Annotated in this window: 20 protein-coding genes; 9 read left to right on the top strand and 11 right to left on the bottom strand. The window is 59.4% G+C overall.

Features of this window, described 5'->3' with window-relative positions; translation table 11 throughout:
• Positions 1–86 precede the first annotated feature (86 nt).
• Both AC1RTP_RS13875 and AC1RTP_RS13870 read left to right on the top strand, forming a co-directional pair.
• Positions 87–1,037, top strand: coding sequence for a retron St85 family effector protein (locus AC1RTP_RS13875; RefSeq protein WP_498608213.1), 951 nt, complete (start codon positions 87–89; stop codon positions 1,035–1,037).
• Positions 1,034–1,960: a retron St85 family RNA-directed DNA polymerase gene (locus tag AC1RTP_RS13870; protein WP_498608212.1), complete on the top strand. Its 927-nt coding sequence runs from the start codon at positions 1,034–1,036 to the stop codon at positions 1,958–1,960. Before AC1RTP_RS13875 ends, AC1RTP_RS13870 begins: the two co-directional genes overlap by 4 nt.
• 478 nt (positions 1,961–2,438) lie before the next feature.
• On the opposite strand, the gene AC1RTP_RS13865 is transcribed toward AC1RTP_RS13870, so the two are convergent.
• The 3 genes from AC1RTP_RS13865 to AC1RTP_RS13855 all read right to left on the bottom strand — a co-directional run bounded on the left by AC1RTP_RS13865 (position 2,439) and on the right by AC1RTP_RS13855 (position 4,511).
• Positions 2,439–2,906, bottom strand: a complete 468-nt coding sequence (locus tag AC1RTP_RS13865; protein WP_498608211.1) for an RES family NAD+ phosphorylase — start codon at positions 2,904–2,906, stop codon at positions 2,439–2,441.
• Positions 2,903–3,454 carry an Xre family toxin-antitoxin system antitoxin gene (locus AC1RTP_RS13860; RefSeq protein WP_498608210.1) on the bottom strand — a complete coding sequence of 184 codons (552 nt, stop codon included), beginning with the start codon at positions 3,452–3,454 and terminating at the stop codon, positions 2,903–2,905. The genes AC1RTP_RS13865 and AC1RTP_RS13860 overlap by 4 nt, the downstream gene beginning before the upstream one ends.
• A 73-nt stretch (positions 3,455–3,527) precedes the next feature.
• Positions 3,528–4,511 (bottom strand): MBL fold metallo-hydrolase, encoded by a 984-nt coding sequence (locus tag AC1RTP_RS13855; protein WP_498608209.1) that lies wholly within the window; start codon positions 4,509–4,511, stop codon positions 3,528–3,530.
• 150 nt (positions 4,512–4,661) lie between these two features.
• Here AC1RTP_RS13855 and AC1RTP_RS13850 point away from each other — a divergent pair, with 150 nt between their 5' ends.
• Complete coding sequence (locus AC1RTP_RS13850) at positions 4,662–6,101, top strand: serine hydrolase (protein ID WP_498608208.1); 1,440 nt, start codon at positions 4,662–4,664, stop codon at positions 6,099–6,101.
• An 80-nt stretch (positions 6,102–6,181) separates the two neighbouring features.
• The gene (locus AC1RTP_RS13845; RefSeq protein ID WP_498608207.1) at positions 6,182–8,434 is read left to right on the top strand and encodes a glycoside hydrolase family 2 TIM barrel-domain containing protein; all 2,253 of its coding nucleotides are present in this window, start codon (positions 6,182–6,184) and stop codon (positions 8,432–8,434) included.
• Between the two features lie 16 nt (positions 8,435–8,450).
• Here AC1RTP_RS13845 and AC1RTP_RS13840 read toward each other — a convergent pair whose 3' ends face one another.
• Together AC1RTP_RS13840 and AC1RTP_RS13835 are read right to left on the bottom strand one after the other, a co-directional pair.
• A complete protein-coding gene (locus AC1RTP_RS13840; protein ID WP_498608206.1) occupies positions 8,451–9,104 on the bottom strand; it encodes a DUF6445 family protein in 654 nt (217 codons plus the stop codon).
• 172 nt (positions 9,105–9,276) lie between these two features.
• Entirely contained in the window at positions 9,277–10,062 is a 786-nt protein-coding gene (locus AC1RTP_RS13835; protein WP_498608205.1) for an EAL domain-containing protein, read from the bottom strand.
• A gap of 109 nt (positions 10,063–10,171) precedes the next feature.
• On the opposite strand from AC1RTP_RS13835, the gene AC1RTP_RS13830 reads away from it, so the two are divergent.
• Positions 10,172–10,948: a pseudouridine synthase gene (locus tag AC1RTP_RS13830; RefSeq protein ID WP_498608204.1), complete on the top strand. Its 777-nt coding sequence runs from the start codon at positions 10,172–10,174 to the stop codon at positions 10,946–10,948.
• On the opposite strand, the gene AC1RTP_RS13825 is transcribed toward AC1RTP_RS13830, so the two are convergent.
• A complete protein-coding gene (locus AC1RTP_RS13825) occupies positions 10,874–11,773 on the bottom strand; it encodes a 5'-nucleotidase (RefSeq protein WP_498608203.1) in 900 nt (299 codons plus the stop codon). The two genes, AC1RTP_RS13830 and AC1RTP_RS13825, sit on opposite strands and share 75 nt — an antisense overlap.
• Before the next feature lie 161 nt (positions 11,774–11,934).
• On the opposite strand from AC1RTP_RS13825, the gene AC1RTP_RS13820 reads away from it, so the two are divergent.
• From AC1RTP_RS13820 to AC1RTP_RS13805, 4 genes are all read left to right on the top strand, one after another.
• Positions 11,935–13,254 carry a BNR repeat-containing protein gene (locus AC1RTP_RS13820; protein ID WP_498608202.1) on the top strand — a complete coding sequence of 440 codons (1,320 nt, stop codon included), beginning with the start codon at positions 11,935–11,937 and terminating at the stop codon, positions 13,252–13,254.
• Complete coding sequence (locus tag AC1RTP_RS13815; RefSeq protein ID WP_498608201.1) at positions 13,251–16,112, top strand: TonB-dependent receptor; 2,862 nt, start codon at positions 13,251–13,253, stop codon at positions 16,110–16,112. Before AC1RTP_RS13820 ends, AC1RTP_RS13815 begins: the two co-directional genes overlap by 4 nt.
• A gap of 101 nt (positions 16,113–16,213) precedes the next feature.
• Complete coding sequence (locus tag AC1RTP_RS13810) at positions 16,214–17,341, top strand: glycoside hydrolase family 88/105 protein (protein ID WP_498608200.1); 1,128 nt, start codon at positions 16,214–16,216, stop codon at positions 17,339–17,341.
• A gap of 12 nt (positions 17,342–17,353) precedes the next feature.
• Positions 17,354–18,622, top strand: coding sequence for a DUF2264 domain-containing protein (locus tag AC1RTP_RS13805; protein WP_498608199.1), 1,269 nt, complete (start codon positions 17,354–17,356; stop codon positions 18,620–18,622).
• A gap of 11 nt (positions 18,623–18,633) precedes the next feature.
• Here the strand turns inward: AC1RTP_RS13805 and AC1RTP_RS13800 are convergent, their stop codons facing one another.
• Genes AC1RTP_RS13800 through dgoD form a run of 5 tightly spaced genes read right to left on the bottom strand, consistent with a single transcriptional unit; the run spans position 18,634 to position 23,203 of the window.
• Positions 18,634–19,581, bottom strand: a complete 948-nt coding sequence (locus AC1RTP_RS13800; protein WP_498608198.1) for a LysR substrate-binding domain-containing protein — start codon at positions 19,579–19,581, stop codon at positions 18,634–18,636.
• Positions 19,582–19,614: 33 nt separating this feature from the next.
• Positions 19,615–20,484 (bottom strand): SMP-30/gluconolactonase/LRE family protein, encoded by an 870-nt coding sequence (locus AC1RTP_RS13795; protein ID WP_498608197.1) that lies wholly within the window; start codon positions 20,482–20,484, stop codon positions 19,615–19,617.
• Entirely contained in the window at positions 20,462–21,109 is a 648-nt protein-coding gene (locus AC1RTP_RS13790) for a 2-dehydro-3-deoxy-6-phosphogalactonate aldolase (protein WP_498608196.1), read from the bottom strand. The genes AC1RTP_RS13795 and AC1RTP_RS13790 overlap by 23 nt, the downstream gene beginning before the upstream one ends.
• 1 nt (position 21,110) lies before the next feature.
• Positions 21,111–22,061: a 2-dehydro-3-deoxygalactonokinase gene (locus tag AC1RTP_RS13785; protein WP_498608195.1), complete on the bottom strand. Its 951-nt coding sequence runs from the start codon at positions 22,059–22,061 to the stop codon at positions 21,111–21,113.
• Positions 22,055–23,203: a galactonate dehydratase gene (gene dgoD, locus AC1RTP_RS13780; protein ID WP_498608194.1), complete on the bottom strand. Its 1,149-nt coding sequence runs from the start codon at positions 23,201–23,203 to the stop codon at positions 22,055–22,057. The genes AC1RTP_RS13785 and dgoD overlap by 7 nt, the downstream gene beginning before the upstream one ends.
• Positions 23,204–23,290: the final 87 nt, after the last annotated feature.

Here is a 23,290-nt window from a genome sequence, read left to right as displayed (position 1 = left end):
CTAGGGCTGCCTTTAACGCTCCCTTTAGGTGAAGAGATTTTTTGTAACGGCCTCGAATGAGGCCGTTATTTTTATGATGGGCATACATGAATTTTGACGATCTGCTGATACAGGAGTTTCAAGCTCTAGAACTGTCGAAATTCAAAGTATCTTTCACTCCGCCAAAAATATTTGTCTGCGGTGGTGAAATTAACAACACGGCATACATACCGGCGAGCGTTCGCCAGCGAATTGTCAATCATCTGGAAGATGAGCATGGACAGTTATTTCAATCTTGTATTTTAGCTGAAAGTTTCAAGGATTACTTCAAGGAGGGCGCTTATGCGGACCTCTTAGAGTTTGAAACAGATATCGCAAATATTGCCTCGCTCATTATCGTTTGCTTAGAAAGCGCAGGCTCACTTGTTGAGCTTGGGCTTTTCTGCATGGATAAATCCCTTGCCAATAAGTTGCTAGTAATTGCTCCTCAAAATGAAGTTGAGGCGAAAGACTCCTTCATTTACCTTGGTCCTATAGAAAATCTTCTTCGAAGCGACCCGACATCAGTAATTATATATCCTTGGGCTGATACCGATACAAAGAAGTATGAGCATCTTGAATTGATTGTTGGAGATATCCTTGCAAAGGTTGAAAACTCGAAAAAATCAGCCAATTTCGAGGAGAAAAACTCCGGGCATGTCGCGCTCTTAATTTACGACATTATTCAGATTGCAACGCCAATAAAGATTCTTGAAATTGAGCTGGTGTTACTTGCTCTCGATTTGGAAATTAAACAAAGTCAGGTTAGTAGGCTTCTTTATTTGTTAGAAAAGATTGGGTTGGTCGCCTTCACCACTTATTCCAATGTGAAATACTATTACGACGCTGGAGACTCTCAGAGGCGCGTGAAGTTTGGTGCGAGAAATGACAAGGTTGTGCGAACAACGAAAGATATGCGAATGCTTCTTCGGCAAAGCTATCTTCTTGCAGAGGACGAGCAGTCAAAGAAACGAAGGCTAGCCCTTGCACAGATTAACGAAATCAAGGAAGCCAAATGATTAGCCTGATCTCAAAGGTTTCCGACGCGATGTTTATGGAGAAGGCAGACTTGCTTGAGTTTGCCCTGAGTGCTCCACATCGGTACAAGAAGTACTACATACCTAAAAGGGGAGGTGGTGGTTATAGGCTTATTGCTCAACCTTCAAAGCAAACGAAGTTTGTGCAGCGAGTGGTTCTGGAAGAGCTTAAGAAAATCTTGCCAGTGCATCGTGCCGCTATGGCGTATGAAAAGGGAACAGGAATCAAGCTCAATGCAATGCATCATCAGGCAAATCGTTATTTGCTGAAAATGGATTTTCGAGATTTCTTTCCTAGTATTACCCCAGGTCTATTTTTCCAATGTTTGCAAAAATTTGACATTGAGTTTTCGAAGGAAGACATTCTTTTTCTGCAACGGTTGCTATTCTGGCGTCCTAGGCGAACGGATTCGCTTCGCTTAAGTATTGGAGCACCAAGCTCCCCGTTCATATCAAACTTTATCATGGCTAAGTTTGATGAGTTAATTTCCAATTATTGTGTGGAAAACGGTATCAATTACACACGGTACGCAGATGACCTCGCATTTACGACGAACGCAAAGAATATTCTCTTTGATGTCCCGTCTGTTGTTCAAAGAATACTGGAGAAGGAATATAAGAATACGATCTCCATCAATGTGGAGAAAACCGTATTTTCATCAAAAGCATTCAACCGCCATATTACTGGTATTGTAATTACAAATGATGGCAACTTGTCACTAGGTCGTGAAAAGAAGCGAATTATTTCCTCTATGATCCATCAATTTAAGCATGGTAGGCATGATGAAGATTTTAGACAGAAGCTAAAGGGCCTTTTGGCATTTAGTTTGCATATTGAACCAGATTTTATAAGCAGAATGAAGAAGAAATATACTCCTGATGAAATCGATTTGATAATGCTTTAGGGGATTCGCTCGTTTGCTCATTGAATTCCCTACTCTGATTTCCCCTTCATTGCCTAACAAAAATGCTACGACGCGTTCGGATGAGCCGGAAATTCTAACTTTTGATGTCTGTCTGGTTCCGCCTTAAATTGCGTCGCTGCGTTTGAGGACTCTTGGTGTAAGTTTTGGACCATGAGGTCGTTGAATCGCGCAATCGTTTCGTTTGTCAGGCGGCGTTGACGAAGGGAAGGGTGGATGAGGAGAGTTGGAAGTCTGTCGTTAGAACACAACGAATGGCAAACCTCTTGAGCTGGAGTTTCCCGGCTGTAGCCTCCAGGCGAGGCTGAAATTTTTTTGAATCCAAGTATGACTCCATGGTTTCTAAGATTCTCGTTGAGATGGCTTAGTTAAAGGGTGTATTCGAAGCATTCGACTCCCCCTCTCCCGCCAACGATTCAAAAAGCCGCCCACTGGGCGGCTTTTTCATTTCTGTCGACCGTCAGAAATACCGCGAATCATAATGCCACTTGCGCATGACGGTGGCAGTAATGCTTATCGCATCTATATGTTGTGGGTTGATCAGAATGTTTGATTCCTCCGGGACGATGACCGAGGGTACTACCAGGAGCGCCGACGCTTTGCTCGTTAACCATGCGGCGCCTGCCTGCACGCTGGTCATCCCAGCTGGTTGGGCATCCCAATCGGCGGGCAGCGAAAGCACTTGGCGCGAAGCCCAGACATCGTCAGGTACATCGATTCGCACCAAATACCGATTGAGCGGCAGACCTCCACTGCGAAGGTGCACGATGGTTTCGTGCACTGCCAGCGAAATGTTTTCGGAGGCGTATGTGACCGCCATGCCGATCGGATTCCACCGCCCTCCTGTGTGCTTGGCGCCGGTGCCCGATAGGTCGCTGGCCTCATAAGTGGGCGTAGTGGCTGCGATGCGCCACAAGGCAACCGTCACGCGTAAGCTCCGCTCTGGGCCATTGCCAACATATTGCCGACGTATTTCTGGCCTTCCACCGTATCCATATAACTGGCTGGTGTGGCGCCGCCAAGTGCTGGCAGTGGCTCGGTCAGCCAACGTGCTAGCCATTTGGCTGCGTCGAAGTTCGGTGCGCTATCGACATCTATCATGGCTTGTACCTGGCCAATCAAGGACTGCATTCCCATCACGCGCTCAGATTCATCGCGCGAAAGTGGTAGCTCTCGCTGTACCTTGCGATTGATTGTGGCACGCGAAAGTCCCAAGGAATCGATTAATGCTTCCTTGGATATCCCCATGAACGATGAAAGGTCGCCTACCATCCGCGCAGGCACACCCAACCTGATCACATTAATCTTCTCGTTGACGTCCATGTGGTGCCAGGCCACAAACTGACCTGCATTTGAGGAACTTGTGCGCTTTCGGATGCGGACGATAGGGGAACTTTGCTCCGCACTTTTATCTCCGGATGCTTCTGCCCGTTTCGCCACAGACATCGGGGAAGAGTGTTTCCTTCGCGTATTCATGGTTGACTCCTTTGAGCCTATAGATTAGCTCAAATGAGCTTTGCTATCAAATTCATCCACGTCGCACGAAAGCTCACGGACTCAGGTGTAAATAGCCATTTCTACCGCTTCGTCTTTTCCGCCGCACGCCCATTACGACAAGCTGTAACGAAACCAGTGGACCAAGCACCCACGCGGCAGATATTGGTCCAACAGGTTCGACAATGAAGTCGGCGCGCTCGATATGCGCTGGTTCTTCGCCTTGTGCGGTCAGTGCTTCATTCAATTGACGCAGGTGTCCCAGACCGAGGAACAGCTTATGCTCATGTGGCTGGTAATCAGGACCAAGCTCATACATGGCATTGGGTTTGTTCATCATCTCGACATGCGCGCCTGCGAATGCGGTAACGGGATGGGTCTCCGCAAAATTCATTAACCGGGCAATGCTTCGTCGATAAGCCGTCCAGTCACGCACCGTTAGCATGCCGGGATACAGGGAATCTCCACTGAAGACCGTGCCGCTGCGCTGATCGTAAAAGGCCAGGTGCGCTGCTTCGTGGCCGGGAAGGGGCAGGACCGTGATTTTTCGCCCGCCAAGGTCAACCTCGGCTTCACCCTCGGGCCATTGGCTAAGCTGGAAATGCGCTTTGACAGCATCGGGTGCTGGCCGCACGACGGTCGTATCGGCACGGGCGCGGAACGCGGAATCGAAGGCTGTATGGTCGCGGTGGCTATGAGTATGCGCGACGAGCAGGCTAAGCTTGCGTCCGCCAATCAAGCGGTTGACCGTTTCGATCAAGGGAAAGGCCACACCATCTTCTGGCTTAGCGCCGGTGTCCAACAAGAGCGCTTTTTCTTCACCGAGTATCAGGTAGAGAAACGGCGCTTCCGTGTTCACGCATTTGTTCTCGCGAATGATAAAGGCGCCGGGCCCGGCTCGATGCACTTGCAAGGGCTCCACGCAAGCTTGGCCCGCAGGTACGCCATGAATCCATTGGCTTGCTTCTTTAAGGGGCTCTGGCGCCGCTATCGCGGAAAAGGGAATGCTTAATGCGAAAAGCAGGGCTGTTAAGCGCATGGCGAACGATTCGAATATGGAGTGACGGTTATTTTAAATGCAATATTGGATTCGCTACATAAAGTTTCGCCCAGTTCCCCATCAAAGTAGATATTTTTTTCTACTTCGTTTAGACTCGTCCTGACTTCCCCTACATGAAAGTGCTGATCCATGAACGGTCTGAGACGAATCTTAGTAGCGATTGCGATGGTCGTGACGATTGGCGGAGCTTCCGCAGGTGCTGCGCCGGCAGTGGAGGCGCAGGTTTCCCGCTACCTGCAAGACGAAATGCGTGAGCGGCGCATACCTGGTATGCAGGTTGCCGTGGTCCAGGGCGGGAAGATCGTCATGCTGAAGTCTTTCGGCAAGGCGGAGCTGCCGCACTCCCTGCCGGTGACGAACCGCAGCGTATTCTCGATCAACTCTGCGACGAAATCGTTTACCGGTGTCGCCATTATGCAGTTGGTGGAGCAGGGCAAGCTGGAACTGGATGCGCCAGTGTCGCGCTATATCAGCGATCTGCCGGCGGCATGGCAGAAGGTGACGATCACCCAGTTAATGAATCACACGTCCGGCATACCGGACATCATCGACCAGCGAACTTCGAGCCTGGTGGTGGCGGGTGGGCAGGATGCGGCGTGGCGCCATGTGCAAACCTTGCCGATGGAATTCCAACCCGGCGAGCGTTTCAGCTATAACCAGACCAATTATCTGCTGCTCGGGAAGATCATCGATCAACTGAGTGGGCAGCCGTTTGCAAAGTTCATCCAGCAGCGGCAATTCGATGCGGTCGGCATGCCGCAAACAGGCTATGGCGATTCGCGCGATCTGGTGATGGACAAAGCGCCGTCATACCGTTTCGATGCGGATGGCAAAACGCTGAAGCAGTCGGTCGATGAATTTCCTGCATTCCTGAGAACCGGTGCGGGCATCAACACTACGGCGGAAGACTTGGCGAAGTGGATCGTGGCTGTCCAGAAGGGCAAGCTGGTTTCACAGGCGGGCTTGGCTCAAATGTGGCGACGTGGATCGTTCAACGACGGCAAGGCTGCGCCGTGGGCACAGGGTTGGCCGGCCATCCGCGACAAGGAATATCGCGTTGTCGCTGGCATTGGCGGCATGCGGTCCGCCTTCTACGTGTATCCCGAGAACGACCTCGCGATTGTGATCCTCACCAATCTCGCCGGTGCCTCCCCTGAGGACATGATCGATGTCGTCGCCAGCCATTATTTGCCTGGGCTGCGCAAGATCAGCAGCAGCTACGCCACCTACCGTCTGCGCGAACAGGCGCAGATCAGCGGCTTTGAAAACTTGGACGAAAAATTCGCGCAGCTCAAAAAGCAGACTGGCGTTATCCAACCTTCGGAAGGCGAGCTGAATATCTGGGGGTATCGCTTGCTTAGCGCTGGCAAAAATGCACAAGCGATTGAGGTGCTCGGCCTGGCAGTGCGGCTGTATCCGGCGAGCTTCAATGCCTACGATAGCCTGGCCGAAGCGTATGAGGCGGCAAGCGAACATGATCTGGCCGTGAAAAACTACAACCGCTCGCTGGAACTCAATGCGCAGAATGCGCACGCCACCGAACGCTTGCGCGTGCTCCAGCCTCAGTGAAATCATATACATGGGCGCAAAAATTGCATAGCTGACCGATCGGCATCTCTTTAAGATAATTTCAGGAGGAATTTATCAAGATGATTTGCCGATTCAAGGCTTTGCTGGTCATGGCCACGTTTGCAGCCGCAGCGGATGCTGCAGCACTCGACTTCAACCAATCGTGGGCGTTTTCCCGTGACAGCGACCAGCACTGGGAGAAGGTCAACCTGCCGCATACCGCGCGTATCGAAGCTGCGATTCCGACCCATGCATGGCAGGGGACCGCATACTATAAAAAGTCGTTTGCGCTAAGCCTTAAGCCCGGCGAGCGCGCCATCCTCCGTTTCGAAGCCGCTATGAACGTGGCCGATGTCTGGCTGAACGGACAGCACCTTGGCCAGCATCTCGGCGGTTACCTGCCATTCTCATTCGATGTAACGCCTTTCCTGAGGCGCAAAGGGCAGAACGAACTGAAGGTGCGCATCAATAATGAGGACAATGCGGTCACCGGCCCAAAACCGTTGAAATTGTTGGACTACATCCAGTATGGCGGCCTGTATCGCGCTGTATCGCTCAGCGTCAAACCAGCCGTGCATATTACGGATGAAATGCTGTCCAACACGGTGGCAGGCGGTGGTGTCTTCGTGACCTATCCCCAGGCCGATAGAGCGGCGGCGCAGGTGCAGGCGAAGACTGAAGTCTGCAATGCGTCGGCGGAATCCAGGAGCATCATGCTGCGCAATGAGCTGCAGCGCGGCGGCAAGCAAGTGGTGCAGAAGGAGGAATCGGCCCAGCTGGCAGCAGGCGAATGCCGCCACATCACGCAAAGCCTGCACGTTGAGCAGCCCGCGCTGTGGTCGCCACGCAGTCCCAAGCTGTACCAGTTGAAAACGACGGTGGCCAGCAAAGGCCAGCGCGACACTGTGCAAACAAACATCGGCATCCGCCGCCTGGCAATGGAAAACGGTAAGCTGCTGCTCAATGGCGAGCCGCTCATGCTGCGCGGTGTGAACCGCCACCAGGAATACCCATTTGCCGGCTATGCCTTGTCGGATAAGGCGAACTACCGCGATGCGCTGCTGATCAAGCAGTCCGGCTTCGACTATGTGCGGCTGTCGCATTATCCGCAGTCACCGGCCTTCATGGCCGCGGCTGATGAATTGGGATTGATGGTGCTGCCTTCCATCCCGGGCTGGCAGTTCTACAATCCCGATCCCGCTTTTTCCGCGCAGGCTGTGAAGACGTGCACCGATATGATTCGCCGCGACCGCAACCACCCGAGCGTGCTGGCATGGGAGTGCTCGCTGAATGAAACGCACATGCCGGATGCTTTGGTGAGTGCGTTGCACCAGACCGTCAAGCGTGAGTACCCCGGCGACCAGGCTTACTCCGCCGGCTGGCAGCCGCAGTCTTATGATATTTACCTGCAGGCGCGCCAGCATAAGCTTGGCAACGATACGCAGGCACCGCCGGCTGGCAAGCCGCTGATCGTGTCCGAATATGGCGATTGGGAATATTTCGCGATGAACGCTGGCTTTAACCAGACGGCATGGGCGAATATGCTGCCCAAGGACCGCAATAGCCGTCCTCTCTTGGGGGATGGCGAGGCGCGATTGCTGCAACAGGCCAGCAACGTCGCCGAAGCGCACGACGACAACTTCTCTACCGGCGCATCTGCAGATGGTTATTGGGTCATGTTCGACCATGGACGCGGCTGTTGCGACGATCTGTCCTCCCCTGGCGCCTACAGCATCGACCGGCGGCCGAAGTTCGCCGCTCATTTCTTCCGTTCGCAGCGTGGCGTTGACGAGGGCGGCCCGATGGTCTTTATCGCCAGCTACTGGCAGCCGGATTCTTCCAGCACGGTGCGCGTGTTCAGCAACGCGGACGCGGTGGAGCTTTCCTTGAACGGCCGTAGCGTGCCGCGCAAACAAGGCGGGCCCTCCGCCTTGTATCCGCATCTGGCCCACCCGCCGCTGGAATTCGAGTTGCCGCGTTTCGAACCGGGTGAGTTGAAGGCGACAGCCTACGTGGACGGCAAGCCCGTCGCGACGCATATCGTCCGTACTCCCGGCGAAGCATCGCAGCTTCAGCTCGCACTGGACGATATGGGTGTGGCGCCGGTTCGCGATGACCTTGTGTTTGTTCGCGCCAGGATTCTCGATTCGCAAGGCACGGTAGTGCCGGTCAGCGGGCGCAAGGTGAAGTTTTCCGCGGCGACCGGCTATGAAATCGTCGGTCCGGATGAAGTGGAGAGTGCGGCCGGTATCGCGAGCGTGCTGGTGCGCGTGCACCAGCCAGGCAGTAAGTCTGTGTCGGCGACGACCAGCCCACTGGCGGGACGGCTTTAGGCCCGCCGTGGGATTCTCAAGCCATCCAGAAGAAGACTGCGGTCAGGCGCTTGTCCCGATGGTCGAAACCGAAGTAGCCGGTGGCCGAGTGCACCAGGTTGGCCTTGTACAGCAGGATGCGGTTGAACTTATTATCGACGCGCACGTCTTCCTGCCAGGCTTCCGGCGGCAAGCCTTTTACCTTCAGCGCTTCGCGCAGGTTGGCGTGCGGCGGCATGCACAGGTTGCCGCCCAATGAGCCGTTGGGCTGGCGCTGGCGGTAGAACGAGGTACCGCATTCCGGATCCGGATCGGGCGACAAGTAGATCACGCAGGCGTAGCGGCAAAGCTTGGTGGAATCGGTGTGCGGGCGGGAGCCGGAGTCCGGCATGCCTACCAGTTGGAAGTAGTTGTGGTTCAGCGAGCTGCCTTCCGGTGTCGCTTCCTGCCACAGGCGCTTAGCGCCGGTCATCTTCTTTACCCAGGTTTCAAGGTATTCCATCTCGGACGGCGTGAGCGCGTTCGGCGTGCGCTTGCCGGGCCAGGGTTCGTTGGCATAGGGGGCGCCGAGTTCCCAGTAGTCCTGCTGGAAGCAGCGCTCCGAAATTTCTTGTGCGTTCGGCAGGAAGTCATCCTGCACCCAGTAGTCGCGACCTAACTGGGGTTTGCGGTAAGGGAGAATGGGCAGCATGGCCGACAGAGTAGCAAGAAAACAGCGTTTTAACGTGCGTTTAACGCTGGTGCTGTGTTCAGATTGACACGCTATCGCCGTGGTATTGCAATATTGATATGCAATGACCTATCGCCTCGATACACCATCTGCAAGGTTGTTCCTGGCTGGTTACCTGACGCTTCCCTGAGTTTTACGCCGCCAGGCGTTGTGGGGCGGCTCGCTTTGCGTTGTCCTGGAATAGCACCTTGGCGCCAGTGCGGGCGGCGGCTTCGCGCAGGGCGGGTGTGTCTTCCTTGACCAGTACCTGAATGTCCAGCGCGGCAACCTGCGCCAGGACGCGCGTCAGTTCACTGGCGCTGGCGCCGTGCAGGGTGCCGATGCGTACCGCGTCAATGAGGGCGGGCCCGAGGATGGCGGGAAGCTGGCTTGCAGTGGCGACCTTGACGGAAATGCGGAAGCCGTTGCGGCGGTAGTTGTCGGCCACGTAGTTCAGCATCCAGTTTTGGCGCGCGTTCACGGCGGGCAGTTGCAGCACGATTTTCTCAAGCGGCAGTTCGAGCGAATCGAGGATGCGGCGGAAGGCCATGCCGTGATTGCTGCTGACGGCGCTAAGCAGGCGGTCGTGCACATTCAGGTGCAGGGTGTGCGCGGACAGTTCGTCGTTGTGAAAGAAGTTGACCGCGTGGAGCGTGCGGCACAGGCGGTCCAACGCTACGGATTCGTCGTCGCTGGCCGCGCCGTCCAGGTAAGTCCAGATAGGCAAGCCGAGGTCTTCTTCGGCCACGCCGCGTACGCGGCCGGCATAGCCGCTGATTTGGCCGCTGCCAAGTTCGCGGATCGGGTGGAAGGCGCTGCCAAGCCAGCAATTGAAGATATGGCCCTGGACTTCGCCATCGCCGGATAGGCGCAGGCTGCTGGAGGGCGAATCGCCGGTCGCGAGGCGCTCCAGGTAGGCGTGCAAAGCTGGGTAGCTCATTTCGGGCTCCTCGGAATAGAGTGGGAGCCCAGTCTACGCCGAGGCCCTCGCGCAAGTGAACGAAGGTTTCGGCATATCCAACTGCAGTATTTGTACAATAGCGCCTGCAATGAAGAACAATCCCCTCACAGAAATCTACCGCGACGAGTGGCTGCTGGCGGTGCATAAGCCGGCTGGCCTGCTGGTGCATCGCAGCCCCATCGATCCGCACGAAACCGAGTTTGCGCTGCAGTATGCGCGCGAGATGAATGGCGGCGAATATGTCTATGCCGTGCATCGGCTGGATCGTCCCACTTCCGGTTTGCTGGTGTTTGCGCGCGCCCCGCAGACTGCGAGCCTGCTTGGCAAGGCTTTCATGGCGGGTGAAGTGCATAAGCGCTACCTCGCCATGGTGCGCGGCTGGGCGCCGCTGGAGGGCGTGATCGATCATCCCTTGCGGGAAGAGCCGGAGGATCGGCGTTGCAAAGAGGAGGAGGCACCGATACGCGAGGCGTTGACGCGCTACCGCCGGTTGGCGACCACCGAGATTCCGGTGGCGATCGAGGGTTATGACCGCAGCCGTTACAGCCTGGTGGAGCTTTTCCCCGAAACCGGCCGTCGCCACCAGCTGCGGCGGCATATGAAGCACATCAGCCACCCGATCATCGGCGACGCCAATCATGGGCGCGGGCGCCACAACCGCTACTTCGCGGAGCGCTTCGGCTTTGGGCGATTGATGCTGGCGGCGGTAGGCATGTCGTTCAAGCACCCGGTGACGGGCGAAGTGCTGGAGCTTAGCGTCGCACCGGAAGCGAGCTTCCTGCAGGTGTTGTCAATTTTCCCCGCTGACAGCGGCATTTGCGATGCCATAGGGGACGTGCCCGGTTGGGACGAACTCCCGCGCTGAATCGCAATGCATGGCCTGGTCGTCGAAGAAGATATCGGCGCCAAAGGCTTTGAGGAAGGCGCCTTTCGGCATGCCGCCCAGGAACAGCGCTTCATCGATGCGGATATTCCAGGCGCGCAGGGTGCGGATCACGCGTTCGTGTGCGGGCGCCGAGCGGGCTGTGACGAGGGCGGTGCGGATCGGGGCGTCCTCCGCACCATGGGCTGCCTGGATTGCGTGCAGGGTGGCGAGGAAGTTCTTGAACGGACCGCCCGGCATCGGGTCGCGCGCCGCTTCCCTTTCATTGCGGGCGAAGGCGTCCAGGCCAAGCTGCTTGTAGATACGCTCGGAATCGTCGGAGAACAGCACGGCATCGCCGTCGAAGGCAATGCGCAATTGGCCGCTGCCGTCTTCGCGATGGGAGGGCAGGATGGTGGCCGCGGCGAAGCCTTGGGCCAGCGATTCGCGTACATCGTCCGGATTCGTCGACAGGAAGAGCTGCGCACCATAGGCTTCCACGTAGCGGTGGGGACTGGCGCCGGAGCAGAATGCGGCGCGCTTGATGTCCAGCTGGTAGTGTTCGATGGAGTTGAAGATGCGCAGGCCGGTGTCGGCGCTATTGCGCGACAGGAGCACCACTTCCACCAGCGGCGCGGCGGCTGCGTCTTTGTTCAGCGACAGCAGCTTGCGTGCAAGGTTGAAGGCCGGTCCCGGCTCCAGCACCACATGTTCGTTTTCGCGCTGGTGGGCGCAATAAGCATCGACACCCTTGGATTCGTAGATCGCATGGCTTTCGTCCAGCTGGAATAAGGCGCGCGAAGAAATGGCAACGACAAGTTTGTTCATTGGACTGATCGCGAATGCTGTATAAAAATACAGTATATCATCCATCACGCCGACGCTTGTGGTATATCGTTTTGATCTAGGCAATTCGAAAGAATGTATATGTTCGATATTTCGATCTTTCGTAGAATGATTTCAGCTTACTTAACGATTGCAACTTGACAATGAAATCACTTGCGCGGAAATGGGTGGTGCTGGCTGCGGCGATGCTGGTCGTGCAGTCCACTACGCCTGCGCAGGCAATCGAGGTCAAACAGTCCACTATCGGCCCGGCGTGGGCCAATAATTCGGTCAACGTGACCGTGTTCCGCAAGAATTCCCTGGTAAGCCATGACGGCGTGCAGTACGCCGCCTATTACGACGCCGAGCGCTATGTGGTGCTGGCGAAACGCCGCGTCGGCTCCGGGGCGTGGACGGTGCAGCGCACCCAGTACCAGGGCAAGGCCGAGGATGCGCATAACGGCATCAGCATCATGGCCGATGGCGCTGGCTACCTGCACGTAGCGTGGGACCATCACGACAACCCTCTGCGTTATGCGCGCAGCACGGCGCCGGGTGCGCTGACGCTCGGCGCGCAGCAGGCAATGGTGGGGCGCGGCGAGCAGGCGGTGAGCTATCCGGAGTTCCATCGCTTGCCGGATGGCGACCTGCTGTTCTTCTATCGAGACGGTGCTTCGGGGCGCGGCGACCTGGTGATGAACCGCTACCGTCTCGCCACGGCGAAATGGGAGCGCCTGCAAAGCAAATTGATCGACGGCGAAGGGCAGCGCAGTGCTTACTGGCAGGCGCATGCCGACGCAAAGGGCGTGCTGCACCTGTCCTGGGTGTGGCGCGAATCGCCCGATGTGGCGAGCAATCATGACCTGGCCTATGCCCGTTCGCGCGACGGCGGCAGGACGTGGGAGCGTTCGGACGGCACGCCTTATCAATTGCCGATCACCGCGTCCAGCGCGGAATATGCGCTGCGCATCCCGCAAGGCAGCGATTTGATCAACCAGACTTCGATGTCCGCCGACGGCGCGGGCCATCCTTACATAGCGAGCTATTGGCGCGATGTTGGAAGCGCTATCCCGCAGTATCGCGTGGTGTTCAACACGGGGCAGGGTTGGCAGGCGCGCACGCTGCCGCTGCATAAGACACCTTTCAGCTTGAGCGGCGGCGGCACCAAACGCATTCCGATGGCGCGGCCGCAGTTGCTCCTGGCCGGACAAGGCGGCTTGCTGGTATTCCGCGACGATGAGCGCGGCAGCAAGGTGTCGGTGGCCGTGATCAAGGATTTCCAGTCTTTCACATGGACCGTGCAGGAGCTCTCCCAGGCGCCGGTAGGCGCTTGGGAGCCGACCTTTGACAGCGAGTTGTGGAAGGTGAGCGGCATAATGAGTTTGTTCGTGCAGGACGTGACTCAGGTCGACGGCGAGGGCATTGCCAAGCGTCCGCCGCAACCGGTGCGCGTGTTCGATATAAAAGGGGAGACATTAAAATGAAGAAGAAAGCATTGGCGACGCTGGTGCCGCTGGCACTGGCGGCAGCCTACGGCAGTAGTGCAGTGGCGCAGGAGGCAACGGTGGCCGCTTCGGCTGCATCGGCCGACGTCGCGGCGAATGTGGACGCGGCGAACACGGTCGTTGTGACCGGTTTCCGTTCCAGCCTGCAGAAAGCCCTGAACCTGAAAGCGCAGGCGATTGGCGTGCGCGATTCCATCGTGGCGGAAGACATCGGCAAGTTCCCGGAGTCGAACGTGGCCGAGTCGCTGCAGCGCGTGCCGGGCATTATCCTGAACCGCGACGAGAGCTCGGCGGAAGGCCAGCGCATCTCGATCCGCGGCCTGCCGACCGAGTATTCGGTGACCACCCTGAACGGCGCTCCGGTGAACACCTCCAGTACCGGCTCCATCGGCAGCGCGGCGCGCGGCTTCAACTACGACGTGTTTGCCTCCGAGCTGTTCGGCCGCGTGGACTTCTACAAGTCGCCGCTGGCCGAATTGCCGGAGGGCGGCATGGGCGGCGTGGTGGACTTGCAGTCGCCGCGCCCATTCGACAACCCGAAAGGAGCGGTGCGTTATTCGGTGTCGGAGTCTTACAATACGATGTCGAAAAAGGCCGCCCCCAACGCCTTCGCGCTGTATTCGAACACTTGGGGCAACTGGGGCTTCCTGGTCGGCGGCGCACATTCGAAGGCGGTGAACAACCGCTCCGGCTTTGAAGCGACCGGCGGCTATAACAGCTCGGCGCACGGCAGCAAGAATCCGGTGCAGGGCAACTTCGCCATGCAGCTCGATTACAACGATCCGCGCGCCAACCTGTCAGGCTATACGCGCGACCAGGTGGACAATGCGCTGCTGCCGCGCATCTACCGGTTCTATGGTTCTTCCAATGAGCGCAGACGCGACGGGCTGGTGTCCTCGCTGCAGTACAAGGACAGCACGCTGAACGTGAGCCTGGATACCATGTACTCCAAGCTGCAAAACTCGCGCGACGAGCTGTATTACGGCATCCTGATCCGCAACAGCAAGACGACCAATCCGAGCGCACCGGCGGGCACTGCGGGCCACAACGGGCTGGTGCCGATCGATGTGCATATCGATCCCGGTTCGAACCTGCTGACCGGTACCTTCGGCAATACCTCCTACAGCAGCGGCGTCACTTATACGGAAGACGAGACGAAATTCAGCTACGCCGCGCTGAATGCGAACTGGAAGGCCAATGACAAGCTGGCCTTCACCGCGCAACTGAGCGCCAACAGCAGCAAGGCGCAAAGCTACCAGGACACCCTGTCCGGCCAGATCTTCGGCATTACTTCGACCATCGATTACGGCAACGACCATGTCTATCCTTCGTTGTCGTCAACCAGCGACTACCTGAACCCGGCCAACTACGCGGGCTTCGGCATTGGCACCGGCCTGACGCGAGAAACCGACCGTGGCCGCCAGGGCCGCCTGATTGCCGATTGGGATTACAACCTTCCCGGCGAGTGGACCGGCCACCTGAAAACCGGCGTGGTGTACGTTGAGACCAGGAAGGGCGTGAACAAGCGCAATGCCACCTCCGACATGACCACCAAGCTGAATTCCCTCGGCAATGCGGGTATGCGCCAGGGCATGGTGTTCGACCTGCCGATCAGCAACCTGGACATGGGTGCCGGCTGGCCGCACAAATTCGGGACTTTCACGCGCGACTACACTTACTCGACCTTCGATCCGCTGGCCTATAACACCGAGGCGACCTTTACGCCGGCGCAAAGCTTCACCGCCACCGAAAAGGTGACGTCGGGCTTCGTACAGTCCGACTTCAAGGGCGAGGTGCTGGGGCACGGCTTGCGCTTTAATGCGGGCGTGCGCTACTCGCGCACCGAGCTGGATATCGACAACTTCAAGAAAACCGGCGCTGGCGGCACCTACCAGCCTAACCAGGAGAGCGGCTCGTACAGCAATGTGCTGCCGGCGATCAGCAGCGCCCTGGACCTGACCGATGACTTGATGTGGCGAGCTTCCTTCGGCAAGACCATTTCGCGCGCCTCACTGTCGATCATCGCCGCGCAGACCGTGGTGCCGAACCCGTTCGACAACTCGGCTACCGCCGGCAATCCGAACCTGCGTCCGCAGCAGTCGAAGAACATGGACACCAGCCTGGAATGGTACTTCCGCAAGGGCAGCCTGCTGTCGGCGGCTTACTTCCGCAAGGTGCTGACCGACGCCACGGTGTCGAGCACGACGCAGACGACCTTCGGCGCCCTGGGTTTGCCGGACACCGCGATGGGCGCAATCTTCTATGGCCCGGATGGCCGCGTGGACCCGAACCTGCCGATGACGCTGCGCACCTACAGCAACGCCGGCCGCCAGGTGCTGAAAGGGTATGAGCTGTCCTACCAGCAGGACTTTGACTTCCTGCCGGCGCCGTTCAAGGGCTTTGGCTTGCTGGCCAGCTATACCCACATAGACCCGTTCAACAGCGCCAAGTGGATCACCAACGCAGGACAGGAGGTCGAGGTCAATTCGGTGCCGAAGTACGCCTACAGCACCACCGCCTACTACGAGAACGGGCCGTGGGCAGTGCGTTTCTCCTATAACTACAAGGGACGCAGCCTGCATGGCGACAATCCGAAGAACAATGGCGATGACCTGATCCGCTGGCGCGCTGCTCGCGGCTACCTCGATGGCAACATCAGCTACAAGATCAACGACAACCTGGAACTGCGCCTGGACGCGCTGAACCTGTCGAACACTTTGTCGTACGATTACTTCGAGGATGCCACCGGCCAGTACGGCAGCGGCAAGAAGACGCGCATGGATTACGCCAAGTATGACGGGCGCACCATCAAGATCGGCCTGCGCGGCAAATTGTGAGCAGTGCGCCGGGGCGGTTTACTCTCTCTCCCGTCCCCGGTCTTTTTCGCCGAAGGCACGCAAGTGCCCTCGGCTTTTTTCGAATGTGAGCACTCGAAATCATGAAACTAATTCACACCGCATTGCTGGCCTTGGCCGCGCTAAGCGGCTGCGCTTCGATGCCGCCAGCGCCGCAACGGCAGGAAGTCGTCGCCACGATCGACAAGGTCAACACGTATTGGCAAGCGAAGACCCCGGCGCAGGAATGGGCGTTCTGGAACGTGGCGGCCTACCACACCGGCAATATGGAGGCATACCGCATCACCGGCAATCCGGCTTACCTGAATTACTCGCTGGATTGGGCGCAGCATAACCAGTGGCAGGGGGCAAAATCGACCGTCAAGGCCGACTGGAAGCTGGCGTACGGCGAGACTGACGATCACGTGCTGTTCGGCGACTGGCAGATCTGCTTCCAGACGTACGCGGACTTGTACCAGCTGGAGAAAGATCCTGCCCGCATTGCGCGCGCCCGAGAGGTGATGGAGTACCAGATGTCCACCGCGCGCAACGATTACTGGTGGTGGGCGGATGGGCTGTACATGGTGATGCCAGTGATGACCAAGTTGTACAAGGCCACCGGCAACCCGCAATACCTGGAAAAGCTGCACGACTATTTCCAGTACTCGAACAGCATCATGTTCGACCAGGATGAACAGCTGTACTACCGTGATGCGCGTTATGTCTACCCGGCGCACAAGAGCGTGAACGGCCGCAAGGACTTCTGGGCCCGGGGCGACGGCTGGGTGTTCGCGGGCCTGGCCAAGGTGCTGCAGGATTTGCCGGCGGATGCGCCGCACCGCGACGAATACGTGCGCAAGTTCCAGGGCATGGCGGCGGCGCTGAAAAAAACGCAGCAGGAAGAAGGTTACTGGACGCGCAGCCTGCTCGACCCGCAGCATGCGCCGGGGCCGGAAACCAGCGGCACCGCTTTCTTCACTTACGCCTACCTGTGCGGCATGAACAACGGTTTGCTGGACCGAGCTGAATATGCGCCGGTGGCGCGCAAGGGCTGGGACTACCTGGCGCGCGTGGCGCTTCAACCGGATGGCAGGATCGGCTATGTGCAGCCGATCGGCGACCGCGCCATCCCGGGGCAGGTGGTGGACCGGAATTCGACTTCGCATTTTGGCGTCGGCGCCTTCCTGCTGGCGGCGGCCGAGATGGTGCGCTATATCGACCAGAATAAATAAGGGAGAGACAGGATGGAACGAAGGAATTTCATGCGCGGCATGCTGGCTGGCGGCGCGGCTGCGGCCATTCCTGCTGCACCGGCGCTTGCCGCTGCGGCCGGGGCGACCGGCGTGGGGCAGGGCGCCGACCGTGCCTATATGCTTGGCCTGCTGCAAAAGATGGCGGACCCGGTGCTGTCGAATATGGCGCGGGGCGAACTGAAAAAGAAGTTTGCCCTCGAATTGAGCCCGACTTGGGACGGCCGCGATTCCGGTGTCGCCTACCTTGAATGTTTTGGCCGCCTGATTGCGGGCATGGCGCCCTGGCTGGCGCTGCCCGATGATGACAGCGCAGAGGGCCGCTCGCGCAAGCGCTTGCGCGAGCAGGCCTTGCAAAGCTACGTCAATTCGGTCGATCCGAAGTCGCCGGACTACCTGTTGTGGAAAGGCCCCGGCCAGACACTGGTCGATTCCGCCTATTTCACCAATGCTTTGATGCGCGCGCCGAAAGCGCTGTGGGAGCCGCTGGACGCGTCCACCAAGCGCCGCATCATCGAAGAGATCAAGGGCCTGCGCCGCATCGAGCCACCGTATATCAACTGGATGCTGTTCGCGGCAATGAACGAGGCCTTCCTGCTTTCCATCGGCGAACAGTATGACCCGATGCGCATGAACGTTGCGATCCGCAAGGTCAATGAATGGTATGTGGGCGACGGCTGGATCAAGGACGGCGAAGCCTTCCACTTCGACTACTACAACTCCTTCGTCATGTATCCGATGCTGGTGGAGATTCTGGAAGTGCTGGACAAGGCCAACGGCCCGTTCTGGAACGGCAAGCCGGCCGACCTGCTGGCGCAGGCGCAAAAGCGCATGCAGCGGTATGGCGAGCATCTGGAGCGCTTTATCTCGCCGCAGGGCACATTCCCTCCGATTGGCCGCTCCCTGACGTACCGGACTGCCGCATTCCAGCCGCTCGCGCTGCTCGCATGGCGCAAACAGCTCCCGGCCAGTTTGCCGGAAGGGCAGGTGCGCGCTGCTTTGCAAGCGGTACACCATGCCGTCTGGGACGATCCGACCAACTTCACCAAGGATGGCTTCCTGACCATAGGCTTCGTCGGCCACCAGCCGGAACTGGGGGACTGGTACTCGAACAATGGCAGCATGTATATCGCTGCCGCGAGTTTGCTGGCGCTAGGTTTGCCGGCCGACGATTCCTACTGGACCGCGCCGGCGCAGGACTGGACGCAGAGAAAGGCCTTCGGGGGACGCAAGTTCCCCAAGGATTATCACGTGAGTTATTGACCGCCGCCCGGTTAGCGGCGGTAGCGCGCCTGGGCCGCTTCCCGCAGGGCGGCCAGCATGGCTTCGGCGCCGGGCGACAGGCGGTGGCGCTTGCGGGTGACGATGCCGTACATGTCCATGCGCAGGCCCAGGTCCCATGGCAGCACGGCCAGCAGGCCGGCGTCCAGGTAGGGGCGTACGGTTTCTTCCGGCATGGCGGCGATCATGCGGCTGCCGGGCAGCAGGTTGACCACGACCGGCATGGCCAGCGTTTCCACCACTTCGGTTGGCGGCTCCAGGCCTTGCGAGAGGAACATGGACGTCAGGCGATCGCGCAGGATACTGCCTGCGGGCGGCAGGACCCAGGGCTCGCGCGCGAGGTCGGCCAGTTGCAGGTCTTTGCGGCCGACGAAGGGGTGGTCGGCGGCGGCGATCAGGCTATGCGGTTCGTCGGTGAGCGGTTCGAAATTGAATTCGGAGGCGACGTTGGAATCGAGCAGGCGGCCGATCACCAGGTCGAATTCACCGGCGCGCATGCGTTCCACCAGGATCTTGGAGGTGTCGACCGTGATCGATACCTGCACTTTGGCGGTGCGGCTTTTCAGCAGCTTGACGGCATCGGTGACCAATCCTGCGGATGGAGTCAGTACGGTGCCGATCGAGACGCGGCCGGACAGGCCGGAAATCAGTTCCATCACTTCCTGGTGGGCCGCATCCATTTCCGCCAGGGCGGTGCCGGCGCGGCGTATCATCACTTCGCCATACCAGGTGGGCACGACGCCGCGCGGCAGGCGCTCGAACAACTGCACGTTCAGCGCGTGTTCGATCTCGCCCAGCAGCTTGGAGGCCGCAGGCTGGGTGAGGTTTGCTGCCTGAGCTGCGTGGAGAATCGAGCGATGCCGGCCCAATTCGACCAGCAGCACCAGGTGGCGCGTTTTCAGGTGGGACCGTACGAAGCGGTCCGAGCGTGGATCTGACATGCGGTCAATAATAGGGCCAGCCCCCGTGCAGCGTCAATCGGCAGCGTCGTCAAACAGGGACGGGGACAGCCCCTGCACGCCGGCCATTTCAATGATTTGCAGGCCGCCGTCATGGGCGCCTGCGGCCAGTTGTTCCATGTATTCACCGCCGAATGCGGGGCGCGCGGGGTGCGTCGCTGCCAACGGCAGTTCTTGCAGCAGCTTGCCGCCGGCTGTGAATTGCGCCAGGCGGCCATGCTTGCCTTCTTCACATAACGTGGCCCAGACGTTGCCGGCCGCATCGGACGTGATGCCGCCAAGGCGAGCGTTGCCAAGGCTGGCGAAGCGTCTGATTCTACCCACTTCGGCACGCGCGGGGGCATACGTAGTTTCCAGTATTTCGCTGCCGTCGCCGCTGGCGAAATACAGGGTGTTGCCATCCGCGCTGAAAGCGATGCCATGCGCGGCGGAGACGGTCGGCAAGGCCAGGCGGCGCAGGCCGTTGCGCTGCGAGTACTGGTAGAAGCTGCCGATGGGCGGCGCGCCGTGATTTGAATTGGCAGTGCCGAGGACGAAATTGCCGTGGCGGTCGGCGCAGCCGTCGCTGATGCGGGTGCGCGCTTCCGCCGGATCGACAGCGGCGACGGCGAGGGGCAGGCGGCGCGCCAGCTTGAATGCGCCGGGTGGTGTGCGTTCGGCCAGGTACAGCCATTTGTCGAGGCCGAGCAGCAGCTTGCCGCTGCGGCAGAAGGCGAAAGCCGCGAGATGTTCGGGCAGCCTGCTGTTATCCGGTTGCCCCTTGCCGCGCCAGGCTTTCAGGGCCGGCGTGGCGGCGTCGCTCCACCACCAACTGCCGTCATGCCAGAGCAGTGGGCCGATGCTGGCGGAAGGCAGTGCAGGTTCAGGCAGAGCGTGCTGTGCCATCCTGCCTCCAGGCTGCGACGAAGGCGCGTGCGCGCTCGGCCACGGCGGCTGCATCCAGGCCGGGCTGGTACAGCGCGGAGCCGAGGCCAAAGCCGGTGGCGCCGGCTGCGCGCCAGGTGGCCATGCTTTCCGGCGTAACGCCGCCGACCGGCAGCAGCGGCAGGGCGGGCGGCAGCACGGCGCGCATGGCGCGCATGACGGTCGGCGTTACCAGTTCGGCCGGGAACAGCTTGAGCGCATCGGCACCCGCATGGGCAGCGGCAAAGGCTTCGGTCGGGGTGGCGGCGCCAGGGACGCAATACATGCCCGCTGCCTTGGCGGCGCGGATCACGGCGGTGTCCGAATGCGGCATCACAATCAATTTGCCGCCGGCATTTTGCACATCCTGCACGGCGGCGGTGCTTAGCACGGTGCCCGCGCCCAGCACGGCGTCGGCAGGCAGGCTGCGCGCCAGGCGGGCGATGGAGTCCAGCGGCTGCGGGGAATTTAGTGGTACTTCGATCAGGTGGAAGCCGGCGTCGTAGAGGGCTGCACCGATGCCTTCTGCCTCATGCGGCTGCACGCCGCGCAGGATGGCGACCAGCGGCAATTCCGCGAAGGCGGCCTGGAAAGGGGAATCAATCATTTCAATCCTTGATCATGCCGGCGGCCTGCGCCAGGTGGTACAGGCCGGCCGGTGCGGTGTTTTCGAGCAGCAGCGGTGGCGCCGCGTTGAAGCGTTGCAGCGCAAGGGTATAGCGTTGGCACAGCACCTGGCTGCCGACCAGGGCCAGCGGCGCTTGCGCCAGGCCGGCGGCGGCACGCCATTCGAGGCCGGCGCGCAACTCGTGGCCTACCAGCAGGCCGGAGAGGTAGTCAGCCAGGTCGCTGGCCGGTGCGCGGCCGGTGACGCCCAGGCTGCGCGCTGCAAAAATCTGGTGGCTCATGCCGAGGTGGCCGTAGTCGCGCGCGGCGTCCACGCCTGCAACGAAAGCATGTTCGGCAAATTCGCCGCTGTCGCCCATCAAGCGGCCCAGCACGGAGTGGGTGCGCAGCACGGCGAACAGTTCACCCGTCATATGGGTGGCGAAGCGCAGCAGGCGGCCGTCCTGCACCTGGGCCCATTTCGAATGGGTGCCGGGCAGTACGATACAGGATGCTTCGCGCAGCACAGGGTGCAGGTGCAGGGCGCCAACCACCTGGGTTTCTTCGCCGCGCATCAGGTCCGGCGGCAATACGCCGTCGTCGTACAGCATGCCAGGCACGATGGAGATTTCGGCGCCGGGGCTGGGCAGCATGCCCGTTGCCAGCGCAGCGGCGTTGGCAGGACAGGCTGCGTAAGGCACGTCGCGCCAGCCGTGCTGGCTGCCGATCATGCCGCAGGCCAGGACCGGCAGGCGAGGATGCGCGGCCAGCCAGTCGCCGGCGATGCCTTGCAGCGCTTCGGCAAAAGCCGGAACGCCGGACAAGGTGGATGCGCCCTGGCCGTTGCTGCGTTCCGCCAATACCTTACCGCCGCTGCCAAGCAGGAAGGCGCGCAGGCTGCTGCTGCCCCAGTCGAGGCCAAGCAGGCTGGCCCTGTCGGCGTGGTTTACCATTCCGCCACGCTGCCGTCGGGGTGGCGCCACAGCGGATTGCTCCAGTCGGGGGCGTTGCGGCTGGCTTCGATCACGCGCTGTTCATCGACCACCACGCCCAGGCCAGGCTTGGGCAGCGGCTTGATATAGCCGTTTTCGATCTTGAAGTCTTCTTTGTTCAAGACATAGTCGAGGACTTCGCCGCCCTTGTTGTAGTGGATGCCGATACTCTGTTCCTGCAGCACGGCGTTGTACGAAACGAAGTCGACGTGCAGGCAGGACGCCAGCGCCACCGGGCCAAGCGGGCAATGCGGAGCCAGGGCTACGTCGTAGGCTTCCGCCATGGCTGCGATCTTCACGCATTCGGTGATGCCGCCTGCATGCGACAGGTCCGGCTGCACGATGTTGATGCCGCCAGCCTGGAACACGTTCTTGAATTCGAAGCGCGAGAACATGCGTTCGCCGGCCGCCAGCGGGATCGAGGTGGATTCCGCCAGGCGCGGATAGTACTCGGCCTGCTCCGCCAGCACCGGTTCTTCCACGAACAGCGGGCGGAAAGGTTCCAGTTCGCGCAGCAGCGCCTTGGCCATCGGCGCGGAGACGCGGCCGTGGAAGTCGATGCCGAATTCGATCTCGTTGCCGAAGGCTTCGCGGATTTCGGCGATGCGGGCCACGGCGGTATCGACGGCAGCCGTGCTTTCGATAATGCCGAATTCCTCGGTGCCGTTCATCTTGAAGGTGTCGAAGCCCGCTTCACGCAGCTTCTTGATGCCTTCGATGACGTCGGCCGGGCGGTCGCCGCCTACCCAGCTATAGGTTTTCATGCGGTCGCGTACCAGGCCGCCCAGCAGCTCGTAGACCGGCACGCCGAGCGCCTTGCCCTTGATGTCCCACAGCGCCTGGTCGATGCCGGCGATGGCGCTCATCAGGATGGCGCCGCCTCGGTAAAAGCCGCCGCGGTACATCACTTGCCACAGGTCGTTGATGCGGCGCGGGTCCTGGCCGACCAGGTATTGCGAAAACTCGTGGACGGCGGTTTCTACGGTGCGGGCCTTGCCTTCGATGACCGGCTCGCCCCAGCCGACGATGCCTTCGTCGGTTTCAATCTTGAGCAGCATCCAGCGCGGTGGAATGCGGTAGGTGGTCAGTTTGGTAATCTTCATTTTTTTGGTTCGTCGGTGAAGTGTTTAGGCAAGTCTATCGCGGTGCGCCAATTCCGAAATATGAGAAATTCATAGGCTTCTATATCG

This window comes from Pseudoduganella sp. GW821-FHT11H04 (assembly GCF_058807935.1).
The sequence above is the reverse complement of the archived record's forward strand: the minus strand, read 5'-3'. Positions and strand labels throughout refer to the sequence as shown.